The sequence below is a fragment of the Geothrix mesophila genome (assembly GCF_022808835.1).
Classification (GTDB): domain Bacteria; phylum Acidobacteriota; class Holophagae; order Holophagales; family Holophagaceae; genus Geothrix; species Geothrix paludis.
Genome location: NZ_JAKZLD010000001.1, coordinates 668281 through 685468, shown reverse-complemented (window position 1 = coordinate 685468; position 17188 = coordinate 668281). Strand labels below are relative to the sequence as shown.

The window sequence follows — 17188 nt, the reverse complement described above, 5'->3', positions numbered from 1 at the left end:
CGCCATGACCATCAAATCTGTCGCCACGCTCGTGCCCGGTCTTCCCACGGAGGACGGCAACCGTGTTCCCTTGACCCGTCTGGTGCCCGGTCAGGGACACCGGGGGGCCGATGCCTTCCGCGCCATGGATCCCTTCCTGCTCATGGACCACTTCGGTCCCATGGTGCTGCCTCCGGGCACGGATGCGGGCTTCCCGCCCCATCCCCACAAGGGCTTCCAGACCCTCACCTACCTCATCCAAGGCGCCTTCCGGCACCGTGACAGCACGGGTGGATCCGGTCTGCTGCGGCCCGGCGGCGCCCAGCTCATGAATGCGGGCTCGGGCATCGTCCACGAGGAGATGCCAGTGCCGGAGCACCTCGAGACCGGCGGCCCCATCGAAGGCGTGCAGCTCTGGATCAACCTGCCCAAGGCGGCCAAGGGATCCGCGCCCGGCTACACGGACCTCCAGCCGGAGGCCATGCCCTGGCAGGCCCTGCCCGGCGGCCGCATCCGCGTGCTGGCGGGCACCTGGGCCGGCGTGACGGGCCCCGCGCAGACTCCGGCGCGGATCGCCTACGCCCACCTTGAGCTGGAGGTCGGAGCCCGCTTCCAGCAGGCAATTCCTGAAGGGTGGATCGCCGCCGTGGTGCCTCTGAGCGGAACGGTCCATGTGGAAGGCACGGACGTGCCGGCCGACGCGGTGGCGCTGCTGGGTGAGGGCGACACCCTGGCCCTGGAGGCCACGTCGCCTGCCAGCCTCATGCTGCTGGCGGGGGAGCCCCTCCGGGAACCCATCGCCCACTACGGTCCCTTCGTGATGAACACCCGCGACGAGATCGACCAGGCCATCCGGGACTACCAGGAGGGGCGCCTGGGGCACCTCGACTGATCAGACCGGCTTCGCTTCCAGCTTCCGGCCCAGGGTGAACTTCCCCTGGGCCAGTTTGTGGATGGCCCGGGCCAAGCCTTCGCGGCTACAGGCCAGCTCGGCGCTCCAGATGTCCAGGGGCAGCTCGCCGCCTTCGGGGTGGGCCTCCACCCAGGCTTCCCAGAGGGCCGAGAGGGCTGCTGCATCAGGCTCCTGGCGGTCGCGCCAGCTGCGTTCCTGGGGGCGCTTCGGTTCGTAAAACGAATGGCCGCGAATTTTGTCGGGCAGGAAGGTCTGTTCCCGGTCGTAGTCGTCGTGGGAGTAGTGGTAGCCTGCGCCGCGGCCGGCCTTCCGGGCCGTGGCCGTGTGGGCGTCGCGGATGGCCTCGGGGATGGGCGCGTCATCGGCGGCCAGGGCCGCGTCCACGGCCAGCACGGTGGCATTGCTCTTGGCGGCGTTGGCCACGTAGATCACGGCCTGGGCCAGGGGGATGCGGGCCTCGGGCCAGCCGATCTGCTCCACGGCGCGGCTGGCGGCCTCACAGAGGATGAAGGCCTGGGGATCAGCGTTGCCCACGTCCTCCGCGGCGCAGACCATGAGGCGCCGGGCGATGAAGCGGGGATCCTCGCCGCCGCGGATCATGCGGCTCAGGTAGTAGAGGGCGGCGTCGGCATCGGAACCCCGCAGGCTCTTCTGGAAGGCGCTGGCCAGGTCATAGTGGCCGTCGGCGCGGTCGAACATCATGCGGCCGCCCAGGGCGCCCTGGAGGGACTCCAGGTCGGGATCCGGCATCTCCATCCATGTTTCCAGGCCCGAGAGCGCCGAGCGCAGGTCCCCGCCGGCCCAGTGGGAGAGCCACTCGAAGACCTCCGCAGGCTCCGGCTGTCCGGGCCGCTCCTTGGCCCAGGCCCGCTTCAGCACTTGCTGAATGTGGACGGGCTCCAGGGCCTTGAGGGCGATGAGCTGACAGCGGCTGCGGAGCGCCGGGTTCAGGTAGAAGGCCGGATTTTCCGTGGTGGCGCCGATGAGGATGGCCTCGCCGCGCTCCAGGAAGGGCAAGAGGATGTCCTGCTGGGCCCGGTTGAAGCGGTGGATCTCGTCCAGGAACACCACCGGCGGCACCGTGCGGAAGAGGGGCATCTCCCGGCTCTCCTGGAGGAACTTCTTCAGTTCCGCGGCGCTGCCGCTCACGCCCGAGAACTCCATGAATCCGTGGCCCGTGGCCTCCGCCAGGATGCGGGCCAGGGTGGTCTTGCCCGTGCCCGGCGGTCCCCACATCACCATGGAGGGCAGCCGGCCCCCGGCCGTGAGCCGCCGCAGCGCGCCCTTGGGACCCAGCAGGTGCGCCTGGCCCACCACCTCGTCCAGCGTCGAAGGTCGCATGCGTTCGGGGAGCGGGGTGGCGTGGTTCACAGTCCTTCCAGCCTAGCGCGTCCTGCCTGCGCGTAGGATAGGGGCGGCCCGGCCCGAGTCACTCCGGGGTAGGCTGGTCCCATGGACACGATTCCCGCCTACGAACGCGATCCCTACGCCACCACCCTGGAGACCCGTGTGCTCCGTACGGGAGAGGAGCAGAGCCGTCCCTTCGCGATCCTGGAGGACACGATCCTGTATCCGGAGGGGGGCGGTCAGCCCGCGGACCGGGGAATGCTGGGCGGCGTGGCGGTCCTGGACGTTCAGAAGCGGGAGGGCGAGATCCGCCACTACCTGGCTTCGCCTCTGGCGGAAGGCCCGGCCGCGCTGGAACTGGACTGGGCCCGCCGCTTCGACCACATGCAGCAGCACACGGGCCAGCACCTGCTCACGGCGGTGGCCCAGGACCGCTTCCAGTGGGCCACCACGGCCTTCCACCTGGGGGCAACGGTTTGCGACATCGAGGTGACTGCGGCCGCCGCGTCGCTGAGCGACATGGCGCGGTTGGAAGAGGCCGTGGCGTCCGAGATCCGGGCGCACCGTGAGATTTCGGCCCGGCGGGTGAGTCCGGAGGCCTACAAACTGGAAGCCGTGCGGTCCCGGGGCCTGCCGGAGGGCCACACAGGTGACATTCGTCTGGTGCAGATCGCGGGCGTGGACCTGAACACTTGTGGGGGTACGCACTTGCGCCACACGGGCGAGATCGAGGCCCTCAAGCTGCTGGGTACCGAGTCGATCCGCGGAGGTATGCGCCTCTTCTATGTGGCAGGAAGGCGCGCCAGATTGCGCCTGGATGCGCATGAAAAGCGCAACGCGGCCCTGCGGGCCCTGCTGGGCGCGCCGGACGAGGACCTGGTGCCCGCCCTGCAGACCAAGCTGGATCAGCTCCAGGTCGCCGAGCGCCGCGTGCGCAAGCTCGAGGATGAGCTGGCCGAGGTTCAGGCGGCGGCTCTGGCCGCGCGACCGGAGGGCCTGGTGGAGGCCCACGCCGAAGGTCGCGACATGGCCTTCCTCCAGAAGCTGGCGCGCCAGGTGCTCGTGGCGGATCCCGCCAAGGCCGTGTTCCTCACGGCCGAGTCGGGTGGGCAGGGGCTCTTCCTGCTGAGCGCGGGGGAGGCCTCCGCGCTGGACGTGCCCACCCTCGGCAAGACTGTGGCGGCGGTCCTCGGCGCCAAGGGCGGCGGCTCGGGGAAGACCTTCCAAGGCAAGGCGCCGGATCTGGCGGCACGGGCCGAGGCCCTGGCCCGCCTCCGGGCGAGCGAGGGTTGAGCCTTGGTCAGATCCTGGCCCCTCTGGATCGTCAGCTTCCTCAGGCTGGTGGGTTGGGGGATCGGGCTCTATGCGGTCCTCTGCCTCCTGGCCTTCCTGACCCAGCGGCGGATGATGTACTTCCCCGATCGCGAGCCCGAGCTGGAGGCCATCCAGCGGGCCGTCGGCGCGCGCCTGGTGCCCTGGCGGGACACGAAGGGCGGCGTGCTCGGCTGGCGGCGGGCCGCGAGGTCCGGTGGACCCCGGATCCTCGTCCTGCACGGGAACGCGGGGGATGCCCTGGGCCGCCTGGACTACCTTCCGGTGTTCGAGGCCGCGGGCTTCGAGGGCGTGCTGCTGGAATACCCGGGCTACGGTCCCCGGGAGGGCGAGCGGTCGGAGACCTCGCTGGTGGCCGATGCCCGGGTGGCGCTGCACCAGCTGAAGGCGGAGTCCAGCGCGCCGGTGATCCTGCTGGGGGAGAGTCTCGGGTCCGGCGTGGCGGCGCAGGTGGCTGCTGCCGAGCCCAAGCTGGTGGCGGGACTCCTCCTGGCCACCCCCTTCGCCCGGATGACCGAGGTGGCCGCCCACCACTATCCGTACCTGCCCATGAAGCTGATCATGCGGGATCGCTGGGACAGCCTGGGGGCCATCCGTGGCTACCGCGGACCCGTGGCCATGGTGATCGCCGGGCAGGACGAGGTGGTGGGTGCGGAACAGGGGCGGCGCCTGGCCGAGGGGTGCCCGGGGCCCGTCCGGATCTGGGAGGTCCCCCGGGCCACCCACAACGATCTGCCCCTGGCCCCCGGCCGTCCGCCCTGGTCCGAGGCTCTGGCCTTTCTCCAGGCGCGCGCCGAGATGAAACAATAGGGCCCATGGACCTGATCTACCTCGACCACAACGCCACCACCGCCCTCGACCCCGAGGCCTTCGAGGCCATGCGGCCCTGGTTCACGGAGCGCTTCGGGAACGCCAGCGCGGCCTATGCCCTCGGGCACCTTTCGGATGGCGCCGTGGTGGCCGCCCGGGAGCAGGCGGCGGCCCTGGTGGGCTGCACCCCCGCCGAGATCGTCTTCACCAGCGGCGGCACGGAGAGCCTGAACCACGCCTTCCGCGGTGTGTGGGAGGCCTTCCCGACGAAGCGGCACCTGGTCACGACGGAGGTGGAGCACCCCGCCGTGCGGGCCCTGGTGGCCTGGTGGAAGGCCCAGGGCGGCGAAGCCACGGACGTGGGCGTGGACGGGGAGGGCCGGCTCGACCTGGCGGCCCTGGAAGCCGCCGTGCGCCCGGACACGGCCCTGGTGGCCGTCATGGCCGCCAACAACGAATCCGGCGTGCTGTTCCCCGTGGCCGAAGCGGGCCAAGTCGCGAAGGCGAAGGGTGCTCTCTTCCTGGTGGACGCCACCCAGGCCATGGGCAAGGTCCCCGTGGACGCCGCGGCCTGGGGCGCGGATCTCCTGAGCCTCAGCGGCCACAAGTTCCACGGGCCCAAGGGCACGGGCCTGCTCATGATCCGCCGGGGCGTGCGGCTGAAGCCGCTCATGCTGGGCGGCTCCCAGGAGCGGGGCCGCCGCGGGGGCACGGAGAACGTCCCCGGCATCGTGGGCCTGGGCAAGGCCGCGGAACGGGCCCTGGCGCGGCTGCCGGAGATGGACCGGGTGCGGGGGCTCCGCGACGCCCTGGAGGCCCGCATCCTCGCGGAGATCCCGGAGGTCCGCATCCACGGCGCGGGCACGGATCGCCTGCCCAACACGAGCCTGGTGGGCTTCGCGGGTCTTGAGGGCGAAGCGCTGCAGTTGAAGCTGGCGGAGCATGGCATCTGCGTGTCCACCGGCAGCGCCTGCAGCACGGGCATGCGGGAGCCCAGCCATGTGCTGCGCGCCATGCGTGTGCCCGACGCCCATGCGCGAGGCACCATCCGCTTCAGCCTGGGGCTGGGCACCACCGGCCCGCAGATCCAGGCGGTGGCTGACCTGCTTCCAGGTCTCGTGGGGGCCTTGCGGCAGGGGGGGCATGGGATTGGTCTGTAGCGATAAATACCAAGCGACACCATTGTGACATGGGCCTCTGTTGACATGATCGTCGGTGCGTGGTGAGGTTGGCTGAACCCATCAGCCCCTTTCCGACCTGCACGGAAGCGCACCATGTCCCTGGACCTCCTCAAGCGCCTGACTCGGGGATTCCGTTCCGCCCCGGAAGCGTCGCACGCCGGGACGTGGTCGATGCCAGCACCCCTTGACCGTGGAGATCTGGGCGACGCCCGATTGGCCGTGGATCGCCGGGCTCAGGGGATCGCCCTCTGGGAGAATCACGGGACCTTGTGGACCCTGCCCGTGGGGGCTGTCTCAGCGCCGGCGCTCAGGCGTGCTCCCTTTGGCGCGGGAACCACGCCCCGCCTTGCGATCAACCCTGAGGGCCGGGGGCTGGCCGTCTGGCTGACCGACCTCGGGGGGGAACGGCGGATCCTCGGGAAGACCCTCGGAACCTGTGGGAGCCCGGAGCATGTGGTGTTCCGGACGACTGGCCGGGTCCGCAAGCTCCAGATCGCGGTGGATCGCAGGGGCAACGCGCTGGTGGTCTGGCTTCACGAGAAGGTGGGAAGGATCGAAGTGATGGCCCAGTCCTTCGACACGCGGGGGGAAGCCTGGGAGGAAGGGCCCACAATCCTCGGGCTGGCCTCGGACCCCGCGGCTTCGCCGCAGCTCGCGGTCAACCACAGCGAGCATGCCATGGTGCTCTGGGAGGCTCGGGACAGCCTCTTCGAGGGACTGCTGGCCAGCCATCACTGGCCCGCGGATCGGATCTGGTCCGATCGCCCGGTGCCGGTGGTGGCGCACGCCGCCCGCCACCACCAGGTGGCCATGGACGATCATGGAAATGCCGTGGCGCTCTGGGTTCATGCGCCCTATGGCCAGCGGAGCATCCTGGAAGCCTGTTTCTTCGATGTCGTGGCGGGAGCGTGGCGGGAGCCCACCACGTTGGCGAGGGCCCAGGAGATATCCCTGCCTCGCCTGGTCATGAACGGGTCCGGAGAGGCCCTGGCCGCCTGGTGTCAGCGCGAGAGCGGGGAAGGCTCGCACCTGCTGGCCAGAGCCTTCCAGGATGGAGGTTGGGAGCCGGGCGCGGTATGCCTCGACCGCAGCCGAGCCCGGAGCCATGACTATGCCATCGGCCTGGGCGGCGATGGGCTGGCAGGGGCCTTGGTGGTGCAGCATGGGAAGGATGGGGACCAGGTCGTGCTCCGCACCCGCCTGGGAGCCTGGTCCAAGCCGAAGGTGATGGCTGAGTGCCGGGAAGGCGCGTGCACGTCACCCAGGATCGCAGTCTCCCCCCAGGGGATGTCTCTTCTCTGGATGCAGGGTACGGGATCCGAGAAGGCGCTGATGGCGGTGGGCTCCCACTGGTCCGGAGGGAGCCTTCAGGCCTGGAGCAATGCCTTGGCGTAGTGCTCCACGGCGTAGGGCAGCCAGCGGTGGCCAGGAAGGTCCCGGCTGAGGTAGCCCATGTGGCCGCCATGCGCCTCCAGGTGGAGATGGACGGAAGGCGAGGGGCTGGCTTCGGCCGCGTGTTCCCAGGGGATGAAGGGATCGTCCTTGGCCAGAAGGACCACCGTCGGCACGGTGATCTTGGACAGGTGGTGCCGAGCGGAGCACCGGGCGTAGTAGTCGTCGGCGTCCTTGAAGCCCGCGGCCTTCGTGGTGTAGGCATCGTCGAACTCGCGCAGGCTCATGAAGGGACCCGTCCGGTAGATGTCCGGGATGAGTCCGTCCTCCACCCGCTGGCGGATGGCGTTGCGGCATCGCTTGATGAAACGCAGCTCGTAGAGGCGGCTGAGCCCCGTGTGGATGGCCTGGGAGCAGGCGCCCAGATCGACCGGTGGGTTCACGGCGATCGCGCAATCGGGTCGGGCCGCTGGCCTCGGCAGGCCGTCGCCCAGGTTCAGCAGGAGGGCGTTCGCGGAGAGGGAGTAGCCGATGGCCAGCTGGCGGAGGCCCGGATGCCGTTCCCGCGCGGCAGTGAAGGCTGCGCCCAGGTCGTCGCCGGAACCGCTGTGGTACGGATGTTTCGCCAGGCCCCGGCCCTCGCCGCAACCCCTGTGGTTCACGGTCCAGACATGGTGACCCAGCTTGCGCGCGAGGGCGACCGTGCGGCGCATGTAGTGGGCCTGGTCGTCGCCGCCCAGGCCATGGAAGACCAGCACCAGCGCGTCCGTCTCGCCGGGGTAGTGGCGGCCGGTGAGCTGGTCGCCATCGGGCAGCAGGATGCGGAAGGGCTCGGAGGGATGGCGTGAGGGCTCTCCGGGCAGGTAGTTGCCGAGAATGGTCTGCAGGTGGCCAGATGGAGCCCACCAGGGGGGCCGGCAGGGCAGGGGCGGCGGGGCGAGCTTGCGCATCCGCCTAGTGTGCCCGAGCGGGCTCAGTCGTTCCGCTTGAAGACCAGCTTGTAGCTGAAGGGATTGTCCAGCTTGGGGTGGGTGTAGGTCACCTGGAGGGCCAGCGAGTTGCCGTCCTTCCGCATGGAGTAGACGTACTTCAGCGTGTAGCCGTCGCCGGCGATGGTCTGGACCATGGTGGGGCCGTCCTTGGTGAGGGTGGCCTTGAACACCTTGTCGTCGCTGCGCTTCCAGTCGCTCTCGGTGCCGTCGGCCGGGGTATCGATGGGGCGCTCCCTCCCCATGGTTACCGAGAAGGTCTCGCCGGCCAGGATGTCGAGCTTGTTGAACTCCCGGCAAGCGCCCTGCAGCTTCTTCTTCCAGAGGAGCTTCATGGCGAAGTTCAGGTCCTTGACGTGCTCGTCGATGCGCTCTTCGACCTTGTCACTTTGTGAAGCGGAGAGGGTCCACTCCCCGTCCCAGTCCACCTTGTCTTCCTTGGCGGGCAAGGCTGTTTTGGCCGGAACCTTGGCCTTCTGGGCGGCCATGGGAAGAACCAGCAGGCAGGGCAGGATGAAGGGCAGCACGCGCATGGGGGCTCCGGGTGGGGATCGTCGGATCGTACTCCGGCGCGGCGCGTCGCGAAAGCATCTCTTGTGATCCGTGCAACAAAGGCGTGGATTGATGACCTTGCAGGCAGGATCGCGCAACACGAGGTGTAAGCTTGGTGGCATTCAGCCCAACATGAGGGCACTCAATTCAAGGAGTGTGGCCATGAAACGCAAGCAGGAAGCCCTCGATTACCATTCGCAGGGACGGAAGGGCAAGATCGAGGTCATCGCCACGAAACCCTGCTCCACCGCGCGGGATCTGGCCAATGCCTACTCCCCTGGCGTGGCGGAGCCCTGCCTGGAAATCGAGAAGAATCCCGAGGACGCCTACAAGTACACCGCCAAGGGGAACCTGGTGGCCGTGATCTCCAACGGCACCGCCGTGCTGGGTCTGGGCAACATCGGCGCCCTGGCCGGCAAGCCCGTGATGGAAGGCAAGGGCGTGCTGTTCAAGCGGTTCGCGGACATCGACGTGTTCGACATCGAAGTGAATGAGCTGGACATCGATCGCTTCTGCCAGGTGGTGAGGGCCCTGGAGCCCACCTTCGGCGGCGTGAACCTCGAGGATATCAAGGCCCCCGAGTGCTTCGAGATCGAGACCCGCCTGAAAAAGGAGATGAACATCCCCGTCTTCCACGACGATCAGCACGGCACGGCCATCATCAGCACCGCGGCGCTGATGAACGCCTCTGAGATCGTGAAGAAGAAGCTCGGGGACATGAAGGTGGTGTTCAGCGGCGCCGGCGCCTCCGCCATCGCCTGCGCGAACATGATGATCCGTGCCGGCGTCAAGCTCGAGAACCTGTGGCTCTGCGACACCAAGGGACTGGTCTACACCGGACGCAAGGACGGCATGAACCAGTACAAGGACAAGTTCGCCAAGCCCAGCGACTGGCGCACCCTGGCGGACACCATCAAGGATGCCGATGTGTTCGTGGGCTGCTCCAGCAAGGGCGCCCTGACGCCTGAGATGCTCCTGAGCATGGCCAAGAACCCCATCGTCTTCGCCCTGGCCAACCCCGACCCCGAGATCGACTACCCCACCGCCAAGGCCACCCGCGATGACATCATCCTGGCCACGGGCCGCAGCGACTACCCGAACCAGGTGAATAACGTCCTGGGCTTCCCCTTCATCTTCCGCGGCGCCCTGGACGTGCGCGCCTCGGAGATCAACGAGGAGATGAAGCTGGCTGCCGCCAAGGCCCTGGCCGCGCTGGCCAAGGAGGAGGTGCCTGATTCCGTGGTGAAGGCTTACTCCGGCCAGAAGTTCACCTTCGGTCCCGAGTACATCATCCCCAAGCCCTTCGATCCCCGCGTGCTGCTGTGGGTGGCCCCGGCCGTCGCCAAGGCCGCCATGGAGACCGGCGTGGCCAAGCAGCCCATCGCGGACATGCAGGCCTACAAGGAGCGCCTCGAGGGCCTCCAGGGCCGCAGCAAGGACGTGATCCGCAGCGTCATCCACCGCGCCAAGGCCAATCCCAAGCGCGTGGTCTTCCCTGAAGGCACGCATCCACTGATCCTCCAGGCCGTCTCCCAGATGGTGGACGAGGGCATCTGCGTGCCGATCCTGGTGGGCGATCCCGCCAAGGTGAAGGCCGTGGCCGCCGATCACGGCATTTCGCTGGACGGCATCGAGATCCAGGATCCGGGCACCGTGGCCTGGCGCAAAGAAGCCGAGGACGCCTACCTGGAGCTGCGGAAGCGGCGCGGCGTCACCCGCGACGAGGCGAGCCGCAAGGTGATGGAGCCGATCTACTTCGGCGCCCTGATGTGCCGCCTGGGCAAGGCGGACGGCCTCATCGCGGGCCTGACGATGTACTACCCCGACACCATCCGGCCCTGCCTGGAGGTGATCGGCACCCGCAAGGGCGTCAAGCGCGTGTGCGGCGTCTACACCATGGTGCTCAAGAACCGCGTGCTGTTCTTCTCCGACACCACCATGAACATCGAGCCCAGCAGCGAGGAACTGGCCGAGATCGCCCTGCTCACCGCCGATCTGGCCAAGGACCGGTTCAACATGGAGCCCAAGGTGGCCATGCTGTCCTTCTCCGACTTCGGCAGCGTGGACCACCCCCTGGTCCGCAAGGTCCAGAAGGCGGTGGAGATCGTGAAGTTCCAGCGCCCCGACCTCAAGTGCGACGGAGAGATGCAGGCGGACACGGCCCTCGGCGAGGGCATCCTGGCCGAGAGCTACCCCTGGGTGGACCTGCCGGGCGGCCCGAACGTGCTGATCTTCCCCGACCTCACCAGCGGCAACATCGGCTACAAGCTGGTGCAGCGGCTGGCGGGTGCCGAGGTCATCGGCCCCATCACCTGCGGCATGGCCGCCCCGGTCCACGTGCTCCAGCGGCACAGCGACATGAACGACATCATCCACCTCACGGCGCTTACCGTCGTGGAAGCACAGCAGAAGTAGCCGTCAGCTGTCAGCTTTCAGTTTTAAATGCGGGGGCCGGTCGGCCCCCGCATTCTGTATGATGGCGTGCACGCGATCGACAGGAGGCGGAGATGTACTACATCGTCGAATCCGATAAACCCTTCGAGCAGGCTTCGGCCGACCTGGAGGCTGCGGTGCAGGCGGGAGGCTTCGGCGTGCTCCACGTCCATGACCTCGGGAACACCCTGCGCAGCAAGGGATTCCCGTTTTCCGAGGCTTGCCGGGTCTTCGAGGTGTGCAACCCGGGCCAGGCGTCCAAGGTCCTTGGCCTCGACCTGCGCTTGAACATGGCGCTGCCCTGCCGCATCTCCGTCTACACGGATCAGGGACGCACTCGGATCGGTCTCATTCCGCCCTCGGATCTGCTCGAGGGCCTGTCGAAGGAGCCGGCCCTGCTTCCCATCGCCCGTGAAGTGGAGACGGCCTTGATCCAGATGGTGGATAAGGCCCGGTGACCCGTGTCATCGGTCGCGGGTAGCGAGAGGCGCGGCGCGGGCCGGCCTGCGATCCGCCCTGATCCACATTCCATGAGCCGGGGTTGCGATGGGTGATGTGCTGTGCGCGTGGTGCGGAGCCGTGATCGGTCGGAGCGGGGTGGACCATTCCCATGGCATCTGCCGGTCCTGCTACCGGGAGCTGCTTCGCATTCCGGATCTGTCCGAGGAGGCGTTGGACGGCCTGCCGTTCGGCGTGATCATCCTGGCCAGGGACGGGACCGTCCTCGCCTACAATCCGGCGGAAGGCGCGCTCGCGGGCCGTGAGCCCAGCGCCGTGATCGGTCGCCATTTCTTCACCGAGATCGCCCCCTGCACCTCGGTCCAGGAGTTCCAGGGTGTCTTCCGCGAGTTTTGCGAGCGGGACGAGGCTTCCAGGACGTTCCAGTTCACCTTCCATTTTCCGAGTGGCCCCGTCCGAGTGCAGATCGTCTTCCTTCACCGAGGCGCGGACGTGGCCGTCGCCGTCCGGAAACGGGCCGATCCGGTCGCCTGAGGGCGATCTAGCTGGAGGACTCCAGCTGCTGGAGCCAGGCCTGGATCTCGGGATCGGGGTCGGGGCTGAGGCGCAGGGCCTCGCGGAGGTCGGCAAGGGCGGGGGCGGGCTCGTCCCGTTGGAGGTGCACGAAGGCGCGCTCCTTGTGAGACCGGGCATCGCCGGGATCCAGCAGGATCAGGTGGGTGGCCGTCCACAGGGCCTCTTCCCAGTCCTCGACGTGCATGAACCGCAGGTGCAGGTTGCGCACGAGGCGGACGAGGATCTGGCGGTCCGTGGCGGGCTTCAGCATGTCGCGGTGGAAGGTGATTCGTCCGGCGCTGGCGGCCTTCACCAGGGCGGCGCCTCCCTCTTCGCCCACGGCGCGTCCACGGTTGAAGGGATCGAAGCACAGCAGGCCGGACGGCAAGCGCAGGGCGGCGATGAAGTGGCCGGGCAGGCCCACGCCCACGGCATCGAAGCCCATGCGCCGGGCCAGGTCGATCCACAGGATGGAGAGAGAGATGGGCAGGCCCTTGCGGCGGGCCACCACGGCGGGCAGCAGGGCGTTCAGGGGATCATCGTAGGTCTCGCGATCCCCATCGAAGCCGAGCTCCTCGAAGAGCAGGTGGTTGAGCGCCTCCAGGGCCCGGTCGGTGTCCCAGGGCAGGGGCATGCGCCCCGCGAGGGTGAAGGCCCATTCGTTGAGCTGCATCACCACCGAGGCGGGATCGGGATCTTCCAGGGCCGGCGCCACGGCGTGGACAGCCCCTTCGGCCAGGTTCCGGCATTCCGGATCCAGGCGGAGGTATTCGAGCAGGGACATCAGCCCCTCCGGCGGATCACCGCGCGGCCCACGAGAGCCGCCGCGACCAGGCCCATGGCGCCCCAGGCCCAGTTCATCCAGGAGCTGGTGGCGGCCTGGACCTTCTTGGCCTCCTCGGCCTTCCTGGCGTTCTCTTCGATGGAGATCTTGGACTGCGCCTCGCGGGCGTCCTTCACGGCTTTCTGGCCGGATTCACGGGAGGCCTGGAGTTCCTTGGCCGCGGCTTCCTGTTCCTCCTGGATGCCCAGCACCGCAACATGCCTCTGGGGCTGGACCTTGGGTCCGGTGCTGGCGGGCACCACATCGGCTTCGTCGCTGTCGGAAACGGGGCCCTGGCTGGAATCCAGGGATTCGGTGAGGGCCTGGATGTCCTCCCGCAGGCCCTGGAGCACCTGGTTCTGGCGGTGGAGCTGGGCGCCCTGCAGCCAGAGCATGAGCAGCTGGAGCACCAGGAGGGTGGGGATGGTCCATTGGAGTGGGCGGCGGGTCATGAATGCTCCCTTCCCAGGATAAACAGAGTCCGGTCATCCCGGTTCTGAGTATCGAATGACGCTACATCCCGGAAGATCGCCTCGCAGGCCGCCCGGGGGCTGCCCGTGCCCCAGAGGCGGCGGAGCTGGCCGCAGAGGCGGGCCACGCCGTAGAGCTCGCCCTCGCGGTTCATCGCCTCGGACAGGCCGTCGCTGTACAGCACCACCCAGCCCTTGGGGGGAAGGACGCCTTCGACCACCTCCCAGTTCCCCGGCGCCGCGGGGCGGAGGCCGAGGCCACGGCCCTGGGGCGTCATTTCGGTCGAACAGTCCTCCACGACCCCCTGGAGCAGGAGGGCGCCCGGGTGGCCGGCACGGGCCAGCCGGTAGTTCCCGTGCTGGTCCCACTCCAGCAGCACGAGGGTGAGGAAACCCCTCTGGCCCAGCAGCTGGCGGAGGGTGTGATCCATGGACTGGAGCATCTCCTCCAGCCCCTGGTCCTCGCGCTGGGCCGCCTGCTCGAGCAGGGCGGTCGCCTGGGCCATGTAGAGGGCCGCCGCGAGGCCCTTGCCGCAGACATCGCCCACCGCCGCCAGCCACTTCCCGCTGGGCCTCCGCTTCACGAAGAGCAGGTCTCCACCGGTCTCCAGCGCGGGTTCCAGGCGCAGGGCCACCTGGAACCCGGGGATGGGCGGCAGGTGGGAGGTGATGAGGCCCTCCTGGATGCGCCTGGCGGTCTCCAGCTCCTGGCTCAGGCGTTCCTGGGCCAGCAGGCGCTGGTGCATCACCGCCGTCTCCAGCACCTGGCCAGCCGCCAGGGCCACCTCGCGCAGAAGCTCGCGGTCCTCGCGGCCGTAGTTCAGCTCCGCGTACTTGCCCCCCAGGAGCACGGCGCTGTGCGGGTGGTCTCCGGCCAGGATCAGCAGCAGAAGCTGGGCTTCCAGGGCGTCCACATGGGCCCGGAGGCCCTCGCCCTGCTCGCGGATCCAGTCGGCCTCCTCGCTGCCCAGTCCCAGCACCAGCTCGCGGTTCTCCCGGGCCAGCCGGAGGAGCCCGGGCGGGATCCGGAGGGGTTGAGGCGGGAAGTGCCTGCGCCGATCCTCCCGATCCATGGACTCGGCTGCGGGCAGGAGGATCTGCCGCGACTCGATGGGCAGCACCTCGAGGAACTGTGGCCGGAAGGCCTCGTCGAGGGCCTTCCGCAGGGACTTCAGCAGGGCCTCCTCGCTGAAGCGTTTCCGGGGCTCGCGCACGGCACTGAGGGCGATCTCGCGGGTGCTGGCGAAGTCCCGCCGGAAGCGGCGGCGGATGCCCTTCAGCAGGCGGCGCAGGGCCCAGCCCAGGGGCAGGGCCAGCAGGCCGATGAGGGCGCCGGCCCAGCCCGGCGGGATGGAGGAGAGGTGGGAGAAGGCCCAGGCGAGCCCGCCCAGGTAGCCCGCCACCGTGAGCGCCAGGATGGCCATGTAGCTCACCCACCGCAGCAGCACCTTCCGCACTTCGAAGAGGCCGTGCCGGAAGATGGCGAAGGCGAAGCTCAGCGGCAGCAGGGGCACCGGCAGCATGAAGATGAAGACCTGGCGGCGGAAGAGGAGGCTGTTGCCGTACCGCGCCCGGAGCACGGTCCAGGCCAGGAGATCCAGGCAGAGCACCGCGGCCACGATGAGGGAAGGCAGCAGGGCCCGGCGCAGTCGCTCGTGGGTCCGGAACGTACCCACCAGGAAGAACCCCAGACCGGCCAGCGCCGCGCCGGCGTAGAGCGGGATGGGGTAGCCGGCCAGGAGGGTCTTGAGGGAGCCTTCCAGGGGAGCGCCGGCGGGGGTGCGGAGCGTGCCGTCGCTGAGGATGGCCCAGAGGAACACCAGGAACTGCACCAGGGCCATGAGGGCGTAGGTGCCGTAGATGGCCTGGAGGAATCGGCGGTTCTTCCTCAGGTGGAAAGGGTGGGGGAACCGCAGGAAGAAGTGGATCCACAAGGGAGGAAGCAGGGCCGCCGTGACGGAGGCCATGAGACCCACGGCGATCCGCAGCGGTGCCGGGGCGTTGAGCCCCACCGTGGCGCCCGACATCAGCAGGGCCGTGGCCGCCAGGTAGAAGAAGTGCCGCGCCGTCTTGCGTTCGGGCGCGGACAGGACCACCAGGAGGGAGATGGCCCAGGCGAGGATGCCGTTCAGGAGCAGGGCCACCTGCTCCAGATCCAGCGGCTTCACCAGCCGGATGGGGAGCAGGATCGCCCGCCCCTGGCGCTTCACGGTGTAGATCAGAATGGTGCCCTGGGATTTGGCGTTGATGAACCGCTGGGCCTTGAGGGTTCCCTCGACCGTGGGCTCGAAGGCGCGCCCCTGGATCTTCAGGAGTTCATCGCCCTCCAGCAGGCCGGCCTCCTCCGCCACCCCGTCCGGGAGGATCTCGCGGATGACGATCTTGCCGTTCTCCACCACCCAGGAACACTGGTCGTCCGAGGGGGCGTACACCCACTGGTTCAGGCCGAACGACCCCAGGGCCAGCACGAGGCAGGCGAAGCTGATCCACAGCAGGCGCCAACGGATGCGTTTGAGGTAGGGGTTCATGGGACCTTTGTGGAAGAATGCCCCGATGGAGCGGATCTCGCGGAACGGCAGGCCCTGCTGGGTGCTGGTGGGAGGACGGCGGCGCCTGGGGCGGGCCCTGGCTGAGAATCTGGCCGGGGACCATGATCTGGTGCTGACCAGCTCGGAACCCTGGGATGGTGAAACGTGGGTAGAGGACCTTTCGAAGCGGGCGGGGATCCGGACGTTTGTATGGAATGCCGAGAACCCGGATGTGAGCTCCAGAATGATGGCAGATCTCCAGTCTCTGAAGGTGGCTGGTGGACTGATTTCGGGCGCCGTGCTGCTGGCCGGGACCTTCCCTGAGCAGCCGCTCGGAACCTGGACACCCGAGCGGCTCGACGCCACCTGGCGCATGAACCTCAGCTTTCCCTTCCTCTGCGCCCAGGCCCTGGCGCCGCACCTGTGCGAGGGCGCCTGCCTCCAGATCCTCCTGGACACCTCCATCCACCATCCCTGGCTGAAGCGCCTGCCCTACAGCGCCGCCAAGGCCGGGCTCGCGGCCCTGGTGCCCGGGCTCGCGCAGCTCCTGGGGCCCAGGGTGCGCGTGGTGGGCCACGCCCTGGGCGCGATCCTGCCCGCTGAAGGCAGCGATGAGACGTTCCTGGCCGACCGCACCTTGCTGAAGCGCCTGGGCGACCCTGCGGACCTCGCCCGCGCGGTGCGCTACGCCGCCGACAGCCCCTTCCTCACGGGGGACGTCCTCACCCTGGACGGGGGGCGGCGCTGGGTGGATCGATGAAATTCAAGGTCAACGAGGTGTTCCACAGCATCCAGGGGGAAGGCGCCCGCATCGGACGCCCCTGCGTGTTCATCCGCCTGACGGGCTGCCCCCTGCGCTGCTCGTACTGCGATACGGAGTACGCCTTCTACGACGGCACCATGCGAAGTCTGGAAGAGCTCCTCGCCGAGACCCGGCAGCGCCTCGGCCCCCCGCGGAAGGGCCCCAGCGCCCCGTTCGTGGAGCTCACGGGGGGAGAACCCCTGGCCCATCCCCACGCCCCCGACCTGCTGCGGGCCCTGCTGGGCCTGGGCTACGAGGTGGCCCTGGAGACCGCTGGAAGTCACGATCTGGCGCCGGTGCCCCGGGAGGTCATCAAGATTGTGGATCGCAAGACCCCCGGCAGCGGGGAAGTCCACCGCTGGCTGGAAACGAACCTCGACCACATGGTGGCCGGGCAGGACGAGCTGAAGTTCGTGCTCTGCGACCAGGCGGACTACGAATGGGCCCGGGCCTGGTGCGCCGAGCGCAAGGTCTGGGACCGCCTGGAAGTGCTCTTCAGCCCCGTCTGGGGCAGCCTCGACCCCGCCTGGCTCGCCGAGCAGGTCATCGCCGACGGCCTGCCCGTGCGGGTCCAGATGCAGCTGCACAAGGTCATCTGGGGGGCGGAGAAGAAAGGGGTCTGA

16 protein-coding genes are annotated in these 17188 nt (G+C 68.8%); 10 read left to right on the top strand and 6 right to left on the bottom strand.

Annotation, left to right across the window (positions count from 1 at the left end; all coding sequences use genetic code 11):
* The first annotated feature begins 4 nt into the window (after window positions 1-4).
* On the top strand, window positions 5-871 hold the full coding sequence (locus MLG87_RS03175; protein ID WP_243293764.1) for a pirin family protein: 867 nt from the start codon (window positions 5-7) through the stop codon (window positions 869-871).
* On the opposite strand, the gene MLG87_RS03170 is transcribed toward MLG87_RS03175, so the two are convergent.
* Window positions 872-2263: a replication-associated recombination protein A gene (locus MLG87_RS03170; protein WP_243293763.1), complete on the bottom strand. Its 1392-nt coding sequence runs from the start codon at window positions 2261-2263 to the stop codon at window positions 872-874.
* An 81-nt stretch (window positions 2264-2344) separates the two neighbouring features.
* Between MLG87_RS03170 and MLG87_RS03165 the strand changes: the two genes are divergently transcribed.
* The 4 genes from MLG87_RS03165 to MLG87_RS03150 all read left to right on the top strand — a co-directional run bounded on the left by MLG87_RS03165 (window position 2345) and on the right by MLG87_RS03150 (window position 6957).
* Entirely contained in the window at window positions 2345-3532 is a 1188-nt protein-coding gene (locus MLG87_RS03165; RefSeq protein WP_243293762.1) for an alanyl-tRNA editing protein, read from the top strand.
* Window positions 3533-3535: 3 nt separating this feature from the next.
* On the top strand, window positions 3536-4381 hold the full coding sequence (locus tag MLG87_RS03160) for an alpha/beta hydrolase (protein ID WP_243293761.1): 846 nt from the start codon (window positions 3536-3538) through the stop codon (window positions 4379-4381).
* Window positions 4382-4386: 5 nt separating this feature from the next.
* Window positions 4387-5541: a cysteine desulfurase family protein gene (locus tag MLG87_RS03155; protein WP_243293760.1), complete on the top strand. Its 1155-nt coding sequence runs from the start codon at window positions 4387-4389 to the stop codon at window positions 5539-5541.
* Between the two features lie 477 nt (window positions 5542-6018).
* Window positions 6019-6957 carry a hypothetical protein gene (locus MLG87_RS03150; RefSeq protein ID WP_243293759.1) on the top strand — a complete coding sequence of 313 codons (939 nt, stop codon included), beginning with the start codon at window positions 6019-6021 and terminating at the stop codon, window positions 6955-6957.
* On the opposite strand, the gene MLG87_RS03145 is transcribed toward MLG87_RS03150, so the two are convergent.
* Together MLG87_RS03145 and MLG87_RS03140 are read right to left on the bottom strand one after the other, a co-directional pair.
* Window positions 6930-7904 carry a YheT family hydrolase gene (locus MLG87_RS03145; protein ID WP_243293758.1) on the bottom strand — a complete coding sequence of 325 codons (975 nt, stop codon included), beginning with the start codon at window positions 7902-7904 and terminating at the stop codon, window positions 6930-6932. The two genes, MLG87_RS03150 and MLG87_RS03145, sit on opposite strands and share 28 nt — an antisense overlap.
* Before the next feature lie 23 nt (window positions 7905-7927).
* Window positions 7928-8476, bottom strand: coding sequence for a hypothetical protein (locus tag MLG87_RS03140; RefSeq protein WP_243293757.1), 549 nt, complete (start codon window positions 8474-8476; stop codon window positions 7928-7930).
* 181 nt (window positions 8477-8657) lie between these two features.
* On the opposite strand from MLG87_RS03140, the gene MLG87_RS03135 reads away from it, so the two are divergent.
* The 3 genes from MLG87_RS03135 (at window position 8658) to MLG87_RS03125 (ending at window position 11921) form a co-directional block, all read left to right on the top strand.
* Window positions 8658-10910, top strand: a complete 2253-nt coding sequence (locus MLG87_RS03135) for an NADP-dependent malic enzyme (RefSeq protein ID WP_243293756.1) — start codon at window positions 8658-8660, stop codon at window positions 10908-10910.
* A 92-nt stretch (window positions 10911-11002) separates the two neighbouring features.
* On the top strand, window positions 11003-11386 hold the full coding sequence (locus MLG87_RS03130) for a DUF302 domain-containing protein (protein ID WP_243293755.1): 384 nt from the start codon (window positions 11003-11005) through the stop codon (window positions 11384-11386).
* Window positions 11387-11525: 139 nt separating this feature from the next.
* Entirely contained in the window at window positions 11526-11921 is a 396-nt protein-coding gene (locus MLG87_RS03125; protein WP_243293754.1) for a PAS domain-containing protein, read from the top strand.
* A 7-nt stretch (window positions 11922-11928) separates the two neighbouring features.
* Here MLG87_RS03125 and MLG87_RS03120 read toward each other — a convergent pair whose 3' ends face one another.
* Genes MLG87_RS03120 through MLG87_RS03110 form a run of 3 tightly spaced genes read right to left on the bottom strand, consistent with a single transcriptional unit; the run spans window position 11929 to window position 15763 of the window.
* Window positions 11929-12726, bottom strand: a complete 798-nt coding sequence (locus tag MLG87_RS03120; RefSeq protein WP_243293753.1) for a SirB1 family protein — start codon at window positions 12724-12726, stop codon at window positions 11929-11931.
* Window positions 12726-13217 (bottom strand): hypothetical protein, encoded by a 492-nt coding sequence (locus tag MLG87_RS03115; RefSeq protein ID WP_243293752.1) that lies wholly within the window; start codon window positions 13215-13217, stop codon window positions 12726-12728. Before MLG87_RS03115 ends, MLG87_RS03120 begins: the two co-directional genes overlap by 1 nt.
* Window positions 13214-15763 (bottom strand): SpoIIE family protein phosphatase, encoded by a 2550-nt coding sequence (locus MLG87_RS03110; protein WP_243293751.1) that lies wholly within the window; start codon window positions 15761-15763, stop codon window positions 13214-13216. The genes MLG87_RS03115 and MLG87_RS03110 overlap by 4 nt, the downstream gene beginning before the upstream one ends.
* On the opposite strand from MLG87_RS03110, the gene MLG87_RS03105 reads away from it, so the two are divergent.
* Both MLG87_RS03105 and MLG87_RS03100 read left to right on the top strand, forming a co-directional pair.
* On the top strand, window positions 15762-16523 hold the full coding sequence (locus tag MLG87_RS03105; RefSeq protein ID WP_341848570.1) for an SDR family oxidoreductase: 762 nt from the start codon (window positions 15762-15764) through the stop codon (window positions 16521-16523). The two genes, MLG87_RS03110 and MLG87_RS03105, sit on opposite strands and share 2 nt — an antisense overlap.
* Entirely contained in the window at window positions 16520-17188 is a 669-nt protein-coding gene (locus MLG87_RS03100; RefSeq protein WP_243293749.1) for a radical SAM protein, read from the top strand. Before MLG87_RS03105 ends, MLG87_RS03100 begins: the two co-directional genes overlap by 4 nt.